The sequence below is a fragment of the uncultured Tateyamaria sp. genome (assembly GCF_947496075.1).
Lineage (GTDB): Bacteria > Pseudomonadota > Alphaproteobacteria > Rhodobacterales > Rhodobacteraceae > Tateyamaria.
In genome coordinates this window covers 18511-33706 of record NZ_CANMBJ010000007.1, presented here as the reverse complement: position 1 = coordinate 33706, position 15196 = coordinate 18511, and the positions used below count along the sequence as shown (strand labels likewise).

Below are 15196 nucleotides of genomic sequence, written 5' to 3'. Positions count from 1 at the left end.
GCGATCTTGTGCCCCAGATGCGCAAGGGGCGCAGGGTTTAACCTGCGCCCCTCGGCTTGGTATCTTAGCGGAAGGGCGGGCTGTAAAGCAGGCCGCCATCGGTCCACTGAGCGTTCAGGCCACGGGCCAGACCGATCGGAGTGGCTTCACCGATGTTCTTCTCAAAGATTTCGCCATAGTTGCCGCCGGCGTTGATGGCTTTCATCGCCCAGTCAGCGTCCAGACCCAGCATCTCGCCCAGGGTACCTTCGGTGCCCAGGATACGGTTGATTTCCGGGTTGTCGGTGCCACCGGACATTTCAGAGATATTGGTCGACGTGATACCCAGCTCTTCTGCCGAGATCAGCGCGTTCAGGGTCCAGCGAACCACATCGCCCCACTCGTTGTCGCCGTGACGGACCAGCGGGCCCAGCGGCTCTTTCGAGATGATTTCGGGCAGCAGAACGTGATCACCGGGGGCTTCGAACGTGGCGCGTGTTGCGGCCAGGCCCGATGCGTCGGTGGTGTACACGTCACAAGCACCTGCAAGGTACTGCTGTTGCGCTTCGGCATTGGTTTCGATCGGAACCGGCTCATAGCTGATGTTGTTCGAGCGGAAGAAGTCCGCCAGGTTCAGCTCGGTCGTGGTGCCGGTCTGGATGCAGACGGTTGCGCCGTCCAGATCCTTGGCCGAGGACACGCCCAGATCCTTCGGAACCATGAAGCCTTGGCCGTCGTAGTAGTTCACGCCAACAAAGGTGAACTTGAGGTCCACATCGCGGCTGAACGTCCACGTGGTGTTGCGGGCCAGCATGTCAATTTCGCCCGAAGCCAGCGCGGTGAAGCGCGTCTTGCCGGTTGTGGGCACGAATTCAACTGCGGTGGGATCACCCAGCACAGCAGCAGCCACAGCGCGGCACACAGCCACGTCGAAGCCGTCCCATTCGCCGTTTGCGTCAGGTGCGGCGAAGCCGACCAGACCGGTTGTCACGCCGCAGTTCAGCGTGCCACGTGCTTTCACGTCATCGAGCGTGCCAGCAGCCGCAGCGCCGGCAGCCATGCCAGCGGCGGTCAGCGCGCTAAAGATTACGGTTTTTTTCATTTTTACCTCTTCCTGATTTTCCGCCGTATTTTGGCGGTTCGATCAGCGCAGCCTGAGTGTCCATGCTCCGCCGAAGGCTATCCAGCCGGAGTTGTCCCCAACCAGTGGGCCATAGTTTGGAAGGATTCATCGCAGAACGTCAAGGGCTGCGTCACCAAAAACGATGCATTATTGTGCGGTTTGACAGGCCGCAACATGCCCTAGCGTCAACCATATTTTGCCACATCAAAAAAGGCTTTCGCGTGCAAAAACGACGCTTGCTTGATCTGCGCGACCTCTCGGGCCTCTTCATCCTCACCCCATTGCTCTTCCTGCCAGATTTCATCAAGCCGCGACGCCGCCCAAATTGTGGGCGCCGGGTGCAGGTCTTGAGCGGCGGCAAAACCCAGGATCAGCGATCCAGAGAGGCTGACAAGGTCATGAAAGGCCGCAAGTTCAAACTCAGATAGAACGTGGACCCGTTGAGACAACGATGCGAGCGCTTGCGCATCCTGTGATTCGTGCATCAAACCCGTCCGTGGCTGAAGCCGCGCACCCAAGGTATCAGCGGCCCAATCCAGATAGGGATCCCATTCTGCCACCTGCCTGTCGATCAGCTCCTGTGGCCCATCCGCCCGGTAACACAGCAGGTCCGCATCGCCATAGGCTGCAAGCATATCGGCCACTTCGCTGCGCTGCACGGCCACCTTGTCGATGGCCGCATTGGCGCTGCGGGTGAACGGCATCGACAGCGGGTTCACCGCTTCATCCTGCGCGTTCCATTCGGCCGCGACGGCATCGGCCATCTTTTGCGTCGGCAGGATCAGCCCCGCCTTGGCCGGTGTTTTCACGGCCCGTCCATCCAGCGTAACGGTCCAACCCGTATCCGTCTGTTCAGCTGTCGCCGTTTTCCAGAACCGTTTTTGCTTCCATTCGCTCATGTCAGTCGGTCCATAGCGCGTTCAGCGCATCATCGAGTTCAGAAAAGTCGTTCAAAATGGCGCGGGCACCATCAAGCTGGCTGGGGGCATGGTAGCCCCAGCCGACGCCCAGGAACGGCATGCCTGCCGCATGCGCCATCCGCGCATCAAAGCTGGTGTCGCCGATCATCACGGCGTCTGCCGTTTCCACCCCGGATTCCTCCAGCGCGGCGCGCAGCATCGATGGATGCGGCTTGGACGGATGGAAATCCGCGACCTGCCGGGTCACAAACATGCCGTTAAGCCCGTGGGCTTCGATCAGCCCATCGAGACCGCGCTTGGATTTCCCGGTCGCCACACCCAGCAGGATGTCGTCCTGCGCCTGCAACCGATCAAGTGCCGCCCGTGCACCCGAATAGAGCGGAGAGGATGAAGCCCCCTTTGACAGCCGCAGCTTGGCATAGCTGTCCTTGTAGGCCTCGACCATCCGCGCGTGATCGGCATCCGCGACCAGCGCCTCCATCGCCACGGGCAAGGACAGGCCAACAATGCCCAGGATGTCTTGTCGGGCCGGTGCGTCCAGCCCCACGGCTGCAAAGGCGTCCACCATGCTGGCCACGATGTCCGCCTGGCTGTCGACCAGCGTGCCGTCCACGTCAAAGACTACCAGACGCATCTACAGCGCCTCGAACGGGTCTTCTGCTGCCAGGTCCTCGGTCCAACCGAAGGTGTCCCAGCTTTGCGCCATGTGGTCCGGCAGGGGGGCGGTCACCGTGATGACCTTGCGCGTTTCGGGCTGTTCAAAGCGCATCATGCGCGCGTGCAGGTGCAGTTTTTGCGAGATGATGCCACCGACCTTGGCACCCCAGCCGTCGCCCATGTTTTCCTGGCTCGACCCACCATATTTACCGTCACCGACAATGGGGTGCCCAATCTCGGCCATATGCGCGCGCAGCTGGTGGGTGCGCCCGGTGATCGGCTCCATCGCGACCCACGCCGCACGGGACGCAACGCGGTAGAGCGTGGCGTATATCGTATGTGCCCGCTTGGCCCCGCGCGTGTCGTCGATGTCGCGCGGGTGTACGGCGATCATCTTCTCACCCTCGCCGCTGCGGCCATGGCCCGGCGCCTTGACCAACCCGTACTTGATTTCACCCAAGTAAGGCGTGGGCACACCGGCGACGAGCGCCCAGTAGATCTTGCGCGTTTCGTGATGCCGCATGGCGGCTGTCAGGGACTTGGCCGCAGCCCGGGTGCGCGCCAGCAGCAGGACACCCGATGTGTCCTTGTCCAACCGGTGCACGAGGCGCGGTTTTTCGTCGAGGTCAAACATCAGCGCCTCGGCCAGCCCGTCCACGTGCTTGGTCTGCCCCGATCCCCCTTGGGTCGGAAGGCCGGACGGTTTGTTGATCGCGATGATCTGGTCATCCTTGTAGATCACGCAGTCGCGGATCATCTTGGCGTCCTTGTCCGAGATGCGCGTCTTTTGCACGGGCGGCGCGGGCCGGTCGGGCAAGGGCGGGATACGCACCTTTTGCCCCTCCTCCACGCGGGTCGAGGATTTGACCCTGCCCCCATCCACACGGCATTCGCCCTTGCGACACATCTTTTCGATCATGCCCTGGCTCACCTGCGGAAAGCGCCGCTTCATCCAACGGTCAAGGCGCTGGTCGCCCTCGCCCTCTTCCACGGTGACAGTCTGTACGCCGCTCATGCGAAAACTCCTCGGGCCAGGATGAGGCCAAGGGCCAATGCGCCGACCGACAGGCCGACCGACAGCAGGATATAGAGGCTGGCCGACGCCACCTGTCCGCGTTCGATCAGCGTCATGGTTTCAAGAGAAAAGGCGCTGAACGTGGTGAACCCGCCCAGCACACCGGTCATCACGAAGGGGCTGAGATGGGTCAGCCCCCGATGGGCGGCGGCCACGACAAAGACCCCCATCAGGAAGGAGCCGATGACGTTGACCGTGATGATGGCCAGCGGGAAGTCGGACGGACCCAGTGTGCGCAGCACGGCCACGCCCGTCAGCCAGCGCAGGGATGCGCCGATCGCCCCGCCAAGGGCCACAAGGGAAAGGGTTGAAAACATGCGCGGTCTGTCGTCGGTTCGCCGCAAAGAGTCAAGGTCGGCGGCCTAGCTGTTCCGCTTGGTTCTGAGCCGTGCGAAGTAGTCGAGCCGTTTTTTCAGGTCGCGTTCGAAGCCGCGTTCTACCGGTTGGTAGAGGTCGGGCCGCTCCATCCCGTCAGGAAAGTAGTTCGCCCCCGAAAACCCGTCTTCGGCGTCGTGGTCATAGGCATAGTCCTTGCCATAGCCCTGATCCTTCATCAGCGATGTCGGCGCATTCAGGATGTGTTTGGGCGGCGGGTGCGATCCGGTCTGCTTCGCCGCCCGTCGTGCGCCCTTGTAGGCGACGTAGGCCGCGTTCGATTTGGGCGCGAGGGCGAGGTAAACAAGCGCCTGTGCCAGTGCCAGCTCGCCCTCGGGACTGCCGAGGCGTTCATAGGTTTCCCAGCTTTGCAGGCAGACCGCCTGCGCTTGCGGGTCAGCAAGGCCAATATCTTCGACCGCCATACGCGTGATACGGCGGGCGAGGTAGCGGGGGTCTTCTCCGCCCTCCAGCATCCGGGCGAACCAGTACAGTGATGCATCGGGGTCTGAGCCGCGCACCGATTTGTGCAGGGCCGAGATGAGGTTGTAATGCGCATCGCCCGACTTGTCGTATTGGGCGGCACGGCGCATCAGGCGGGCAGCAAGGGCGGTCTTGTCGAGCTTGCTGTCCACCGTCCAGGCCGTAACCTGTTCGATCAGGTTCAAAAGCGCGCGCCCGTCCCCGTCGGCCATTTCAAGAAGCGCCTCACGCGCAGGCCCGTCGAGCGGGAGTGGTTTGTCCAACTCCTGTTCGGCCCGTTGGGCCAGCAATTCGAGATCCTTGAGGTCGAGCCGTTCCAGCACCAGCACTTGCGCGCGGGACATAACAGCAGCGTTTAGCTCGAAACTGGGATTCTCTGTGGTGGCCCCAACCAGCAGGATCGTCCCATCCTCCATATGCGGCAGGAACCCGTCCTGCTGTGCCTTGTTGAAGCGGTGAATCTCGTCCACGAACAGCAGCGTCCCCTGCCCGTTCTGGCGACGGATCTTGGCCGCCTCGAACACTTTCTTGAGGTCCGGGACACCTGTAAAAATCGCCGAGATTTGGACGAAATGCAGATCCGTCTCATGCGCAAGCAGCCGGGCGATGGTCGTTTTGCCGACGCCGGGTGGGCCCCAGAACACCAGCGAACTCAGCGCGCCCGAGGACAGCATGACGGTCAGCGGCGCCTCTGGCCCCAGCACCTGTGACTGTCCAATGACGTCAGACAGTTTTTGCGGGCGCAACCGGTCGGCCAAAGGCCGTGGTCCCCTGTCTTGCTCCGATGGGGAAGAGGCGAAGAGATCACCCATCTTAGAACCGCAACACGATGCGGCTGTTGCCGCGCACCGCGCGTACGGTGGTGCCACGGCGCGCTTCGGACAGGATGGCCGCAGCCTGCGCAGGGGTCTCAATGTCCTGCCGGTCGATCCGTTGCAGCACATCGCCACGACGCAATCCGACACGACGGCCTATCTGGCCTTCGTCCAGAACCACCACACCGTCCGCCGCGATGGGCAGGTTCAGTTCGGCCAGAACAGCCGGATTGATGCGCGCCAAGGTGAGGCCCGGCAGGCTTGCATCTTCGGAGAGTGTCGTCTCTTCACGCGGCGGGCTGTCTGGCGGTGGGATGAGGGCGACGGTCAACACGTCTTCCTCACCATCGCGCAGGCGGGTCATTGTGGCACTGTCCTGATCGCTGGCAACACTCATGCGGAACAGCATTTCGCCAGGGCTGCCCACGGTCGCGCCATCAACGGCCAGCACCACGTCGCCCACTTCGAACCCGGCCTCGGCCAGCGGGCTGGCCGGGTGCAGACCGGCAAGCATGATGCCACCGGGTCGGTCACGGCCAAGCGTCTCGGCCAGATCGACGTCAACCGCCTGCCCTGTAGCCCCGGCCCATGGCCGAATGAAACGGTCATTGCCGTCCCGCGCCTGTTTAACGAACGCCGCCACAAGATCGGCGGGAATGGCAAAGCCGATCCCGTTCGACCCGCCCGAACGGCTGAGAATGCGGGTGTTGATGCCCAGAAGTTGGCCGCGCATGTCGATCAGCGCACCGCCAGAGTTGCCCGGGTTGATCGGTGCGTCGGTCTGAATGAAATATCCCGCCCCGCGCCCATTGCTGCCGCCCGAGCGTGCAAGCCCCGAAACGATACCAGAGGACACGGTTTGCCCCACCCCAAAGGGGTTGCCGATGGCGAGGGTCAATTCGCCCACCTCAACCGTTTCACTGTCGCGTAAGGATAGAAACGGAAGGTCCTTTGCATCGTCGATCTTGAGGATCGCCAGATCACTTTCCTGATCCCCGAGCAGCACGCGGGCATCATATTCACGCCCGTCATTCAGCACGACCCGGATATCGGTCGCTTGCCCCACCACGTGGTAGTTCGACACGACAATCCCATCCTCACCAAGGATGACGCCGGACCCGAGCGAGTTCTGCACACGCGGTTGAGGTTGCCCGAACCCTTCGAACAAACGTTCGAAGAACGGATCGTCCATGAAGGGCGTGCGCGCACGCGCCTGGGTGACAAAGCGCACATAGATATTCACGACCGCCGGGGCTGTTTCGCGCACCAGCGGCGCAAAACTGAGGGTGATTTCCGACTGGTTTTGCGGCACGCGCGTTTCTGCCTGCGCACCTTGGGCAAACAGGCCAAGCAAAATGATCAAAAACAGGTGTTTCATGGCGTCCTCGTCTGCGTCCGGATATGCGCCCTGCCCCGGACAAATGCAACAGAACTGACCGAACGCAATTCCGGCCCCCAGCTGAGAGATACAATGAGGGCATGCATATATTGCTCGGAGACAGAGCAAAGGAGAACCAAAGAAATGGCAAAACTAGATCGGGGCACCTTGGTCGTCGTGGCTGATGGTGAAAAGGCGCTGTTCCTGCGCAATCTGACAGATCGGCGAAACCCCAAATTCGAAGTGACGGACGTGGAAGCGCAAGAGAACCCTCCGTCCCGCGCGCAATCGACCGACCGGCCCGGGCGCATGAAGGATGGTGGACCGGGTCAATCGTCCGCCCTGGAGGATACGGATTGGCACACCTTGGCCAAGGATCGGTTCGCCAAGGAATTGTCCAACATGTTGTACGCTGAAGCGCACAAGGGCGCATTCGACAAGCTGGTTCTGGTGGCATCACCGCAGGTGCTCGGCGTGCTCCGCGCCGACATGCACATCGAGGTCACGGCCAAGATCGTTGCCGATATCCCCAAGACGCTGACCAATCACCCGGTGCACGAGATCGAGAAAATCGTGAAGGCCGAACTTGGTCTCTTTTGAAACGCAAAACGCCGCCCCGGATCAGGGGGCGGCGTTTCCGCTTCGCTGTGCGCAAAGCCTTATTCTTCGGCAGCGTCTTCTGCTGCGACGCGGGCCTTGTCAGCGGCGCCCTTGGCGTCGCGGTCGCGGTCCACGAATTCGATGATCGCCATGGGCGCCATGTCACCGTAACGGAAGCCAGCCTTCAGAACACGAATGTAGCCGCCTTGGCGCTCGGCGTAGCGCGGGCCAAGGACGTCAAACAGCTTGGCAACGTATTGCTCTTCTTTCAACTTGGACGCGGCCTGACGACGGGCGTGCAGATCACCGCGCTTGGCAAGCGTGATCAGCTTTTCAACGATAGGCTTCAGTTCCTTGGCCTTGGGCAGTGTTGTTTTGATTTGCTCATGTTCGATGAGCGAGCCTGCCATGTTGGCGAACAGAGCCTTGCGGTGCTCATGTGTCCGGTTCAGGCGGCGGTAACCACGTGCGTGACGCATTTTTCTTCTCCAAATCGTGCCCTCTACGGGCTGTTTTGCTTTGTCTGGCCCGCGATGCGTGTCTTGGGCTCTCCTTGGGGCGTTATGCCCGGTCGTCGGGTGGGCGTGACCGCCCACCCTAATGGCTATTAGAAGTTGTCTTCGAACTTCTTGGCCAGATCTTCGATGTTGTCCGGCGGCCAGTCCTCGACATCCATGCCAAGGTGCAGACCCATGCCCGACAGCACTTCCTTGATCTCGTTCAGGGACTTGCGGCCAAAGTTCGGCGTGCGCAACATCTCTGCTTCGGTCTTCTGGATAAGATCACCGATGTAGACGATGTTGTCGTTCTTCAGGCAGTTTGCCGAACGCACGGACAGTTCCAGCTCGTCCACTTTCTTCAGCAGAAGCGGGTTGAACTCGAGGCCATCGTCATCGTCTTGACGGCTTGCCGATTCCGGTTCGTCGAAGTTGACGAAGATGCCCAGCTGGTCCTGCAGGATGCGCGCAGCAAAGGCCACGGCATCGTCAGGGCTGATGGAGCCATCGGTTTCGACCTTCATGGTCAGCTTGTCATAGTCCAGCACCTGGCCCTCCCGGGTGGGCTGCACGTCATAGCTGACCTTCTTGACCGGCGAATAGATCGCATCGATCGGGATCAGACCGATAGGCGCGTCTTCCGGCTTGTTCTTGTCCGCCGACACATAGCCCTTACCGGTATTCACGGTCAGTTCCATGTAGACATCCGCACCATCGTCGAGGTGACAGATGACCAGATCGCGGTTCAGGATCTCGATCCCGGCGCTTTCCGAGATGTCACCAGCCGTCACAACGCCCGGACCCTTGGCAGAAATCGACAGGCGCTTGGGCCCTTCGACTTCCATGCGCAGGCTGACCTGCTTGAGGTTCAGGATGATGTCGGTGACGTCTTCACGCACACCGGCGACGGACGAAAACTCGTGCAATACGTTGTCGATCTGCACAGACGTGATGGCCGCGCCTTGCAGCGACGACATCAGCACGCGGCGCAGCGCGTTGCCCATGGTCAGGCCAAAACCGCGTTCCAGCGGTTCAGCAACAACGGTGGCCTGTCGTGCGGGTTCATTGCCCGGCTTGACGTCAAGCTGCTGCGGCTTGATCAGTTCGGCCCAGTTCTTATGGATCATGCGTCCCTCCATTCCTGTCGACGCGCCATGTCCCAACGCGCGACTCCCGAGGTTTCAAAAAGCAGATTGGGGCCGTGCGAAACACGCGGCCCCAAAAGGTGTTGGATGTCGCTTAGACGCGGCGACGCTTGGGTGGGCGGCAGCCATTGTGGGCAATCGGCGTCACGTCGCGGATCGACGTGATGTTGAAGCCAACAGCAGCCAACGCGCGCAAAGCCGATTCACGACCCGAACCCGGGCCCTGCACTTCGACTTCCAGCGTCTTAACACCGTGGTCCTGAGCTTTCTTGCCAGCATCCTCTGCTGCCATCTGGGCCGCATAGGGTGTCGACTTGCGCGAGCCTTTGAAACCCATGGTGCCAGCAGACGACCATGCGATCGCGTTGCCTTGCACGTCCGAGATCAGGATCTTGGTGTTGTTGAACGAAGAGTTCACATGCGCCACGCCTGCGGCGATGTTCTTGGAGACCTTTTTCTTGGCTCCACGGCGGGTATCACGTGCCATTGGTGCGTCTCCTTATTTCTTCTTGCCGGCAATGGCCTTTGCGGGGCCTTTGCGGGTGCGAGCGTTGGTGTGTGTGCGCTGACCACGGACGGGCAGGTTGCGACGGTGGCGCAGGCCACGGTAGCAGCCCAGGTCCATCAGGCGCTTGATGTTCATCTGTGTCTCACGACGCAGGTCACCCTCGACGGTAAAGTTCTCGTCGATGTGCTCGCGGATTTTCAGAACTTCAGCATCGCTGAGTTCGTTCACACGGCGGCTGGCATCGATACCAACTGCTTCGCAGATTTTCTGAGCTGAGGTGTTGCCGATACCCGTGATATAGGTCAGGGCGATCGGAACGCGTTTGGCTGTGGGGATGTTGACCCCTGCAATACGTGCCACTTGGGCTTTCCTTTCGTTGCGAGCCCGTCATTCCAGGCCCTTTTTTCACAACATAAGGCCCAAGGATTTTGCCCCCGGGCCTGCAGCTGATCAGGTGATCCGACCGGACGCGTTCCGGTCTTTGATTCTCGTTAGAGATGGCGTGAGATAGGCCTTGTTTTGTGGGACGTCAAGAGTGGTTTAAGCAATCTGCTCTGCATGGGCTGGTTCGATCCCTTCCGGCCAGTCTGCCTCATCGGCATGTGCGCGCAAAAGGGCAGCAAACCGGGCCGTGTCCTGCGCGGGCCAGCCATGCCCCAGGCCGGTTGCGCGGCAGGCTTGGGCATGTGGCAGTGCCGCGCAGATCGCCGATTGCCCGTCCAGGATCAGGCGGTGTTCCTTGCTGCCGGCTGCAACCAGCACGCGCGTCGACACCCGGTCCAGACCGGCAGGCGGCGTGAACGCAACAACATCACAGGTGGCACGTGCAAAGGCACGGGGCCGGGTTTGGACAGCACCCGCCACATATGGTTCCATCAGATCGGGCGACACACCCATGGCCGTCGCATTGCGCCTTGCCAGAAAGGGCCGCGTGATAAACGGGGCCATGGCCCAACTTATCACCCGCATCATCCGCGGGTTCGGCATGTCACCCTGATGAATGCCGCTGAGCAACGCGTGTTGAAACCGGTCGGGCGCGAGCGCAAGCATCGTCAGGCCCACATAGGCCCCCAGCGACACGGCCGCGATGCCGGTCACGGAGTCTGGCAATGTATCAAGCACGGCCTGCGCAGTATCCGTGATGCTGCGCCAGGGTACATCGCGGCTGCCGCCATGGCCGGGCAGGTCCACCAGGAGGGACCGGGTGTCGGGCAGGTGCGCAGCGACCGGCGCAAACACGTCTGCCGACATTGCGACGCCAGGCAGAAACGCAAAGGCCGGCGCATGCGCCGGCCCCATCGCAGTAACGTTCAGCGCCACGCTATTTGACAACGGCAGCGATCGCCGCCTTTACATCGGCGATCTCGCCCAGCCCATTGATCTTCGCCAACTGGCCCTTGGCATAGTAATAGCCGATCAGCGGAGAGGTCTTCTTGTAGTATTCCATAAGGCGGGTCTTGAGGCTTTCCTCGTTGTCGTCCGCCCGACGCTTGAACTGGTTTTCGGCGCCGCAGTTGGTGCACTTGCCGTCCGACGGGATCGGCTTGGTATTGTCGTTATAGACCTCACCGCATGCGCCACATGTCGAACGCGCAACGATGCGGGCGACAAGCGCCTCGTCATCCACTTCCATCTCGATCACAGCGTCCAGGGTCTCGCCCTTCTCCGCCAGCAGATCGGCCAACGCATCGGCCTGCGCCAAGGTGCGGGGGAAACCGTCAAAGATGAAGCCATTGGCCTTCACTGTCTCAAGCTGTTCGCGGATCAGACCAATGACGATCTCGTCCGTGACAAGTGCGCCGCGGGCCATGACGTCGGCCACGATCTGGCCCATCTCGGTCCCACTGTCCTTGGCAGCGCGCAACATGTCGCCTGTCGACAATTGCACCATGCCCCGTTCTTCAACCAGAAAACGCGCCTGCGTTCCCTTGCCCGCGCCCGGCGGGCCCAAGAGAATAATGTTCATCAGCTGTCCCCTCCCTGGACCGCCTTAGCGACGGACAGGGCTCCTTTTGCGGCGGGTCTTGTTGCCCTTACCGCGCAGTTGCGATTTCTCGATCAAGCCTTCGTACTGGTGAGCCAACAGGTGGCTTTGTACTTGCTGGATCGTGTCCATGGTCACAGATACCACAATCAGCACGGATGTCCCGCCAAAGTAGAACGGAATGGCGAACTCACCGCGCAGAATTTCGGGCAGCAGACAGACCAGCGCCAGGTAGGCCGAACCCAGAACCAGCACGCGGTTGACCACGTATTCGAGGTATTCAGCGGTTTTCTTACCGGGGCGAATACCAGGGACAAAGCCGTTCTGGTTCTTGAGGTTGTCGGCTACGTCATCGGGTTTGAAGCTGACGTTGAACGTATAGAAATAGGCAAAGAAGACGATCATCGCTGCAAAGAACAGCAGGTACAGAGGCTGACCGGGGCCAAAGTTGGCCAAGAGCCACGACATGATCGGGCTGGTCGAGTTGCCAGAGAAGGTCGAGATCGTCACGGGCAGCAGCAGCAGCGACGAGGCAAAGATCGCAGGGATCACGCCCGCAGGGTTCACCTTGACCGGCAGGTGCGAGGACCCACCGTCATAAACCTTCATCCCCACCTGACGGCGCGGATACTGGATGTGGATCTTGCGCAGCGCGCGCTCCATGAACACCACGAAGGTGATGGTCACCACGACCATCAATATCACACCCACGATGATCGCAGGGCTCAACGCACCCGAGCGACCGCTCGCAAAGAACTGCGCCAGCGCCGCAGGCACCTCGGCAATGATGCCGACAAAGATGATCAGTGAAATACCGTTGCCGATGCCGCGTGCGGTGATCTGCTCACCCAGCCACATCAGGAACATGGTGCCACCCACCAGCGTGATCAGGCACGACATGCGGAAGAACATGCCCGGATCGGTCACCAGATCGCCGGATTCCAGCGATACAGCAAGGCCATAGGCCTGCAAGGTCGCCAGTGCCACCGTGCCGTAGCGGGTGTATTGGTTGATCTTCTTGCGCCCCTGTTCGCCCTCTTTCTTGAGTTGCTCAAGCTTGGGCACCATCGAGGTCAGAAGCTGCACGATGATCGAGGCCGAGATGTAAGGCATGATGCCAAGGGCAAAGATGCCCATCCGGCCCAGCGCACCACCGGTGAACATGCTGACCATGCCGCCAATGCCTTGGCCTGCACTTTCCATGAACTCCCGCAGGGCAGCCCCGTCGATGCCGGGCACCGGGATAAAGGTGCCAAGGCGGTAGACGATCAGCAGACCGAGGGTGAACAGGATGCGGTTGCGCAGGTCGGTGGCCTTACCAAGAGCGCTCCAGCTCGTGTTGGCGGCCATATTCTCGACGGCAGATACCATGCGGGTGTGTTCCTTTATGGCGAAACGCCGCCCAAACCGTTTTCCGGCGGGCGGCGTAGGAAAAACTAGAGACTATGTAAGCCGCATATTCGCGGCTCACAAGGCGTCAAACTGGCTTACTCGGCGGCCGCCGCGGCTGTGGTCAACGACCCACCCGCTTTTTCAACGGCTTCGACGGCCGATTTGGACGCGCCGGTCACAGCAAGTTCAACTTTCGAGGTGATCTCACCTTTGGCCAGAACGCGGATACCGTCAAGCTTGCGGCGCACGAGGCCCGAAGCAATCAGCGCATCTTCGTCGATGGCTTTTTTCGCGTCGATCTTGCCGGCGTCGATGAATTTCTGGATCAGGCCCAGGTTCACAACGGCAAATGCCTTGCGGTTCGGCTTGTTGAAGCCACGCTTGGGCAGACGTTGGTAGAGGGGCATTTGCCCGCCTTCGTAGCCGTTGATGGCCACACCCGAACGAGATTTCTGACCTTTGATACCACGGCCACCCATCTTACCGGTGCCGGAGCCAGGACCACGGCCCACGCGCTTGCGGGGCTTGGTTGCGCCAGGATTGTCGCGCAGTTCATGCAGTTTCATATCGCTTCTCCTTGCCGGATGTGCCCCACGAAGCGTGAACAGGACAACCGCGGCGTTTCTTGGTTTTGATTCTCGTGGCGCAAGACGCCACCGGGGGCGTATAGACCCAGCACCCGGACGGATCAAGCCCCGTCCACCTCATCCATGGGCCGTACATCTGCGGCGCACAGCCTCTACACCTCGCCGCGACGGCCCATTTTGCACGCGGTACCGCAAGATTTTGATTCACAGACCAGAATTTGGCCGATAGAGGTGAAAATCACATAACAAAAAACAGCCCTCGCAACGGGGGCGCGCAGTCAACAGGCCATCGGAGACGCACAAAGTGCTCCAAGACTTTCTTCAGCATCCCGGTGTTGTGCACCGCGCGGGCATCGCCGCGGCGGTTCTGAGCGTCTATGCGTTCTGGCCTTACATCCGTGACATACTGACAAACCGGACCCGGCCCGAACGCGCGTCCTGGCTGATCTGGGCCGTGCTAAGTGCCGTGTCCCTGCTAAGCCAGATCTATGAAGGGGCTGACGGATCACTGGGTTTTGCCATCGCGCAAACGGCGGGCACGGTCATCATCTGTGGCCTGACCTTCTGGAAAACCACCGGCCTGCGGTTCAAGACCGACGACAGCCAGGTGCTGACCGCCACCGCCGTGGGCATCTGGCTGTGGGCGGAAATGGAAAGTGCGGCCTATTCCCTGTTCGTCACGATAACCATGTCGATGATGGGTGGGCTTCTGACCATGCAGAAGGCCTTTCTCGATCCCAAATCCGAAACATGGGCAACATGGGCCGCCTTCTTCGTGTCGGCAGCGCTGGCCGTTGTGGCGATTGGCGGGGCGGACTGGCTGCTCTTGGCGTATCCGCTTTATGTCATGGTCCTGTCAGGTGGCATCATGCTGTGCATGGGCGCGGGTCACGTATGGGCGGCGCGACGTGCCCCTACCCTGCCCGACGCCCCTCACCAGCAGCTGACCCTGTCCGTCATGTCGTTTCAACGGACGGGTTCACCCAGCGTGTCGGAGTAAACGGCCGCGCAATCGCACGTTCCAACAGTTCAAGCCGGTCTTGTCCATAAAAGACCTCACCCTCCAGCACATATGTTGGCGATCCGAAAACACTGGCAGCCAGGGCCGCCTGACTATTGGCTGCATATTGGGCCGCAACCTCTTCGGATCGTGCCCGCGCAAGCAAATCGTCCGCGTCATGCCCCAGACCTTTGGCAAGTGCACGCAGCGTCAGTACATCTGACAGGTCCGCATCGTCGCGCCAATGCGCCTCAAGGATCGCATGGGCCATGGCGTCCACCTGGTCACCGCGGTCACCAAGGGCGAGGATGATGCCACTGGCCAATGTGTAGTCTGCGTCATGATAAGTCGGGCGGAACGACACCACCGGCACATCGCGCAATTCGGCCCACCGCTCGATCTCGCGGCCAAAGAAGTAATCCACATGCGCCTGCGTGCGCGCCCGGAAGGGCAGACTGCCCTGCGCCTCGACCACCGGGGACAACGCAATGGGGCGGTGCACAAGGGTTAGACCATGGGTGGCACATATCTGCATGACCTTGGCGGAGCCAAGATAGGCAAAGGCGGAATGGGCGGAGTAGTAGTAGGTGAGGTCTGTCATGCGACGCAGGCTAGGCGTCAAATCCATGTTCCACAACGCTTGCGACATTGCTTTTGGTTTGCGGGTGGTGCCATCCT

General features: G+C 60.9%; 18 protein-coding genes. 2 read left to right on the top strand and 16 right to left on the bottom strand.

Annotated features, from left to right (window positions below; translation table 11 throughout):
• Positions 1–64 precede the first annotated feature (64 nt).
• The 7 genes from Q1A51_RS22920 to Q1A51_RS22890 all read right to left on the bottom strand — a co-directional run bounded on the left by Q1A51_RS22920 (position 65) and on the right by Q1A51_RS22890 (position 6805).
• On the bottom strand, positions 65–1081 hold the full coding sequence (locus tag Q1A51_RS22920) for an amino acid ABC transporter substrate-binding protein (protein ID WP_299210913.1): 1017 nt from the start codon (positions 1079–1081) through the stop codon (positions 65–67).
• A 206-nt stretch (positions 1082–1287) separates the two neighbouring features.
• Positions 1288–2001 carry an ATP12 family protein gene (locus tag Q1A51_RS22915; protein WP_299210910.1) on the bottom strand — a complete coding sequence of 238 codons (714 nt, stop codon included), beginning with the start codon at positions 1999–2001 and terminating at the stop codon, positions 1288–1290.
• Between the two features lies 1 nt (position 2002).
• A complete protein-coding gene (locus tag Q1A51_RS22910; protein WP_299606053.1) occupies positions 2003–2656 on the bottom strand; it encodes an HAD-IA family hydrolase in 654 nt (217 codons plus the stop codon).
• On the bottom strand, positions 2657–3694 hold the full coding sequence (locus tag Q1A51_RS22905; RefSeq protein ID WP_299606051.1) for an RluA family pseudouridine synthase: 1038 nt from the start codon (positions 3692–3694) through the stop codon (positions 2657–2659). It abuts the gene before it with no gap.
• The gene (crcB, locus tag Q1A51_RS22900; protein WP_299606049.1) at positions 3691–4071 is read right to left on the bottom strand and encodes a fluoride efflux transporter CrcB; all 381 of its coding nucleotides are present in this window, start codon (positions 4069–4071) and stop codon (positions 3691–3693) included. The genes Q1A51_RS22905 and crcB overlap by 4 nt, the downstream gene beginning before the upstream one ends.
• Positions 4072–4116: 45 nt before the next feature.
• Positions 4117–5424 (bottom strand): replication-associated recombination protein A, encoded by a 1308-nt coding sequence (locus Q1A51_RS22895; protein WP_299606046.1) that lies wholly within the window; start codon positions 5422–5424, stop codon positions 4117–4119.
• Between the two features lies 1 nt (position 5425).
• Positions 5426–6805 carry a trypsin-like peptidase domain-containing protein gene (locus Q1A51_RS22890; protein WP_299606043.1) on the bottom strand — a complete coding sequence of 460 codons (1380 nt, stop codon included), beginning with the start codon at positions 6803–6805 and terminating at the stop codon, positions 5426–5428.
• 144 nt (positions 6806–6949) lie between these two features.
• Here Q1A51_RS22890 and Q1A51_RS22885 point away from each other — a divergent pair, with 144 nt between their 5' ends.
• Entirely contained in the window at positions 6950–7405 is a 456-nt protein-coding gene (locus tag Q1A51_RS22885; RefSeq protein ID WP_299210891.1) for a host attachment family protein, read from the top strand.
• A gap of 59 nt (positions 7406–7464) precedes the next feature.
• Here Q1A51_RS22885 and rplQ read toward each other — a convergent pair whose 3' ends face one another.
• The 8 genes from rplQ to rplO all read right to left on the bottom strand — a co-directional run bounded on the left by rplQ (position 7465) and on the right by rplO (position 13497).
• Positions 7465–7884: a 50S ribosomal protein L17 gene (rplQ, locus tag Q1A51_RS22880; RefSeq protein ID WP_299210888.1), complete on the bottom strand. Its 420-nt coding sequence runs from the start codon at positions 7882–7884 to the stop codon at positions 7465–7467.
• A gap of 128 nt (positions 7885–8012) precedes the next feature.
• Positions 8013–9029, bottom strand: a complete 1017-nt coding sequence (locus tag Q1A51_RS22875) for a DNA-directed RNA polymerase subunit alpha (protein WP_039688716.1) — start codon at positions 9027–9029, stop codon at positions 8013–8015.
• Between the two features lie 112 nt (positions 9030–9141).
• Positions 9142–9534, bottom strand: a complete 393-nt coding sequence (gene rpsK, locus Q1A51_RS22870) for a 30S ribosomal protein S11 (RefSeq protein ID WP_299210882.1) — start codon at positions 9532–9534, stop codon at positions 9142–9144.
• A 12-nt stretch (positions 9535–9546) separates the two neighbouring features.
• Positions 9547–9915, bottom strand: coding sequence for a 30S ribosomal protein S13 (rpsM, locus tag Q1A51_RS22865; RefSeq protein ID WP_299210879.1), 369 nt, complete (start codon positions 9913–9915; stop codon positions 9547–9549).
• A gap of 180 nt (positions 9916–10095) precedes the next feature.
• Positions 10096–10854 carry an alpha/beta fold hydrolase gene (locus Q1A51_RS22860; RefSeq protein WP_299210985.1) on the bottom strand — a complete coding sequence of 253 codons (759 nt, stop codon included), beginning with the start codon at positions 10852–10854 and terminating at the stop codon, positions 10096–10098.
• A gap of 22 nt (positions 10855–10876) precedes the next feature.
• Positions 10877–11521, bottom strand: coding sequence for an adenylate kinase (locus Q1A51_RS22855; RefSeq protein ID WP_299606040.1), 645 nt, complete (start codon positions 11519–11521; stop codon positions 10877–10879).
• A 24-nt stretch (positions 11522–11545) separates the two neighbouring features.
• A complete protein-coding gene (gene secY / locus Q1A51_RS22850; protein WP_299210873.1) occupies positions 11546–12910 on the bottom strand; it encodes a preprotein translocase subunit SecY in 1365 nt (454 codons plus the stop codon).
• 116 nt (positions 12911–13026) lie between these two features.
• Positions 13027–13497: a 50S ribosomal protein L15 gene (gene rplO, locus Q1A51_RS22845; protein ID WP_299210870.1), complete on the bottom strand. Its 471-nt coding sequence runs from the start codon at positions 13495–13497 to the stop codon at positions 13027–13029.
• Positions 13498–13822: 325 nt separating this feature from the next.
• On the opposite strand from rplO, the gene Q1A51_RS22840 reads away from it, so the two are divergent.
• Positions 13823–14518 (top strand): hypothetical protein, encoded by a 696-nt coding sequence (locus tag Q1A51_RS22840; RefSeq protein WP_299606037.1) that lies wholly within the window; start codon positions 13823–13825, stop codon positions 14516–14518.
• Here Q1A51_RS22840 and Q1A51_RS22835 read toward each other — a convergent pair.
• On the bottom strand, positions 14475–15119 hold the full coding sequence (locus Q1A51_RS22835; protein ID WP_299606034.1) for a DsbA family protein: 645 nt from the start codon (positions 15117–15119) through the stop codon (positions 14475–14477). The genes Q1A51_RS22840 and Q1A51_RS22835 overlap by 44 nt on opposite strands.
• Positions 15120–15196 lie beyond the last annotated feature (77 nt).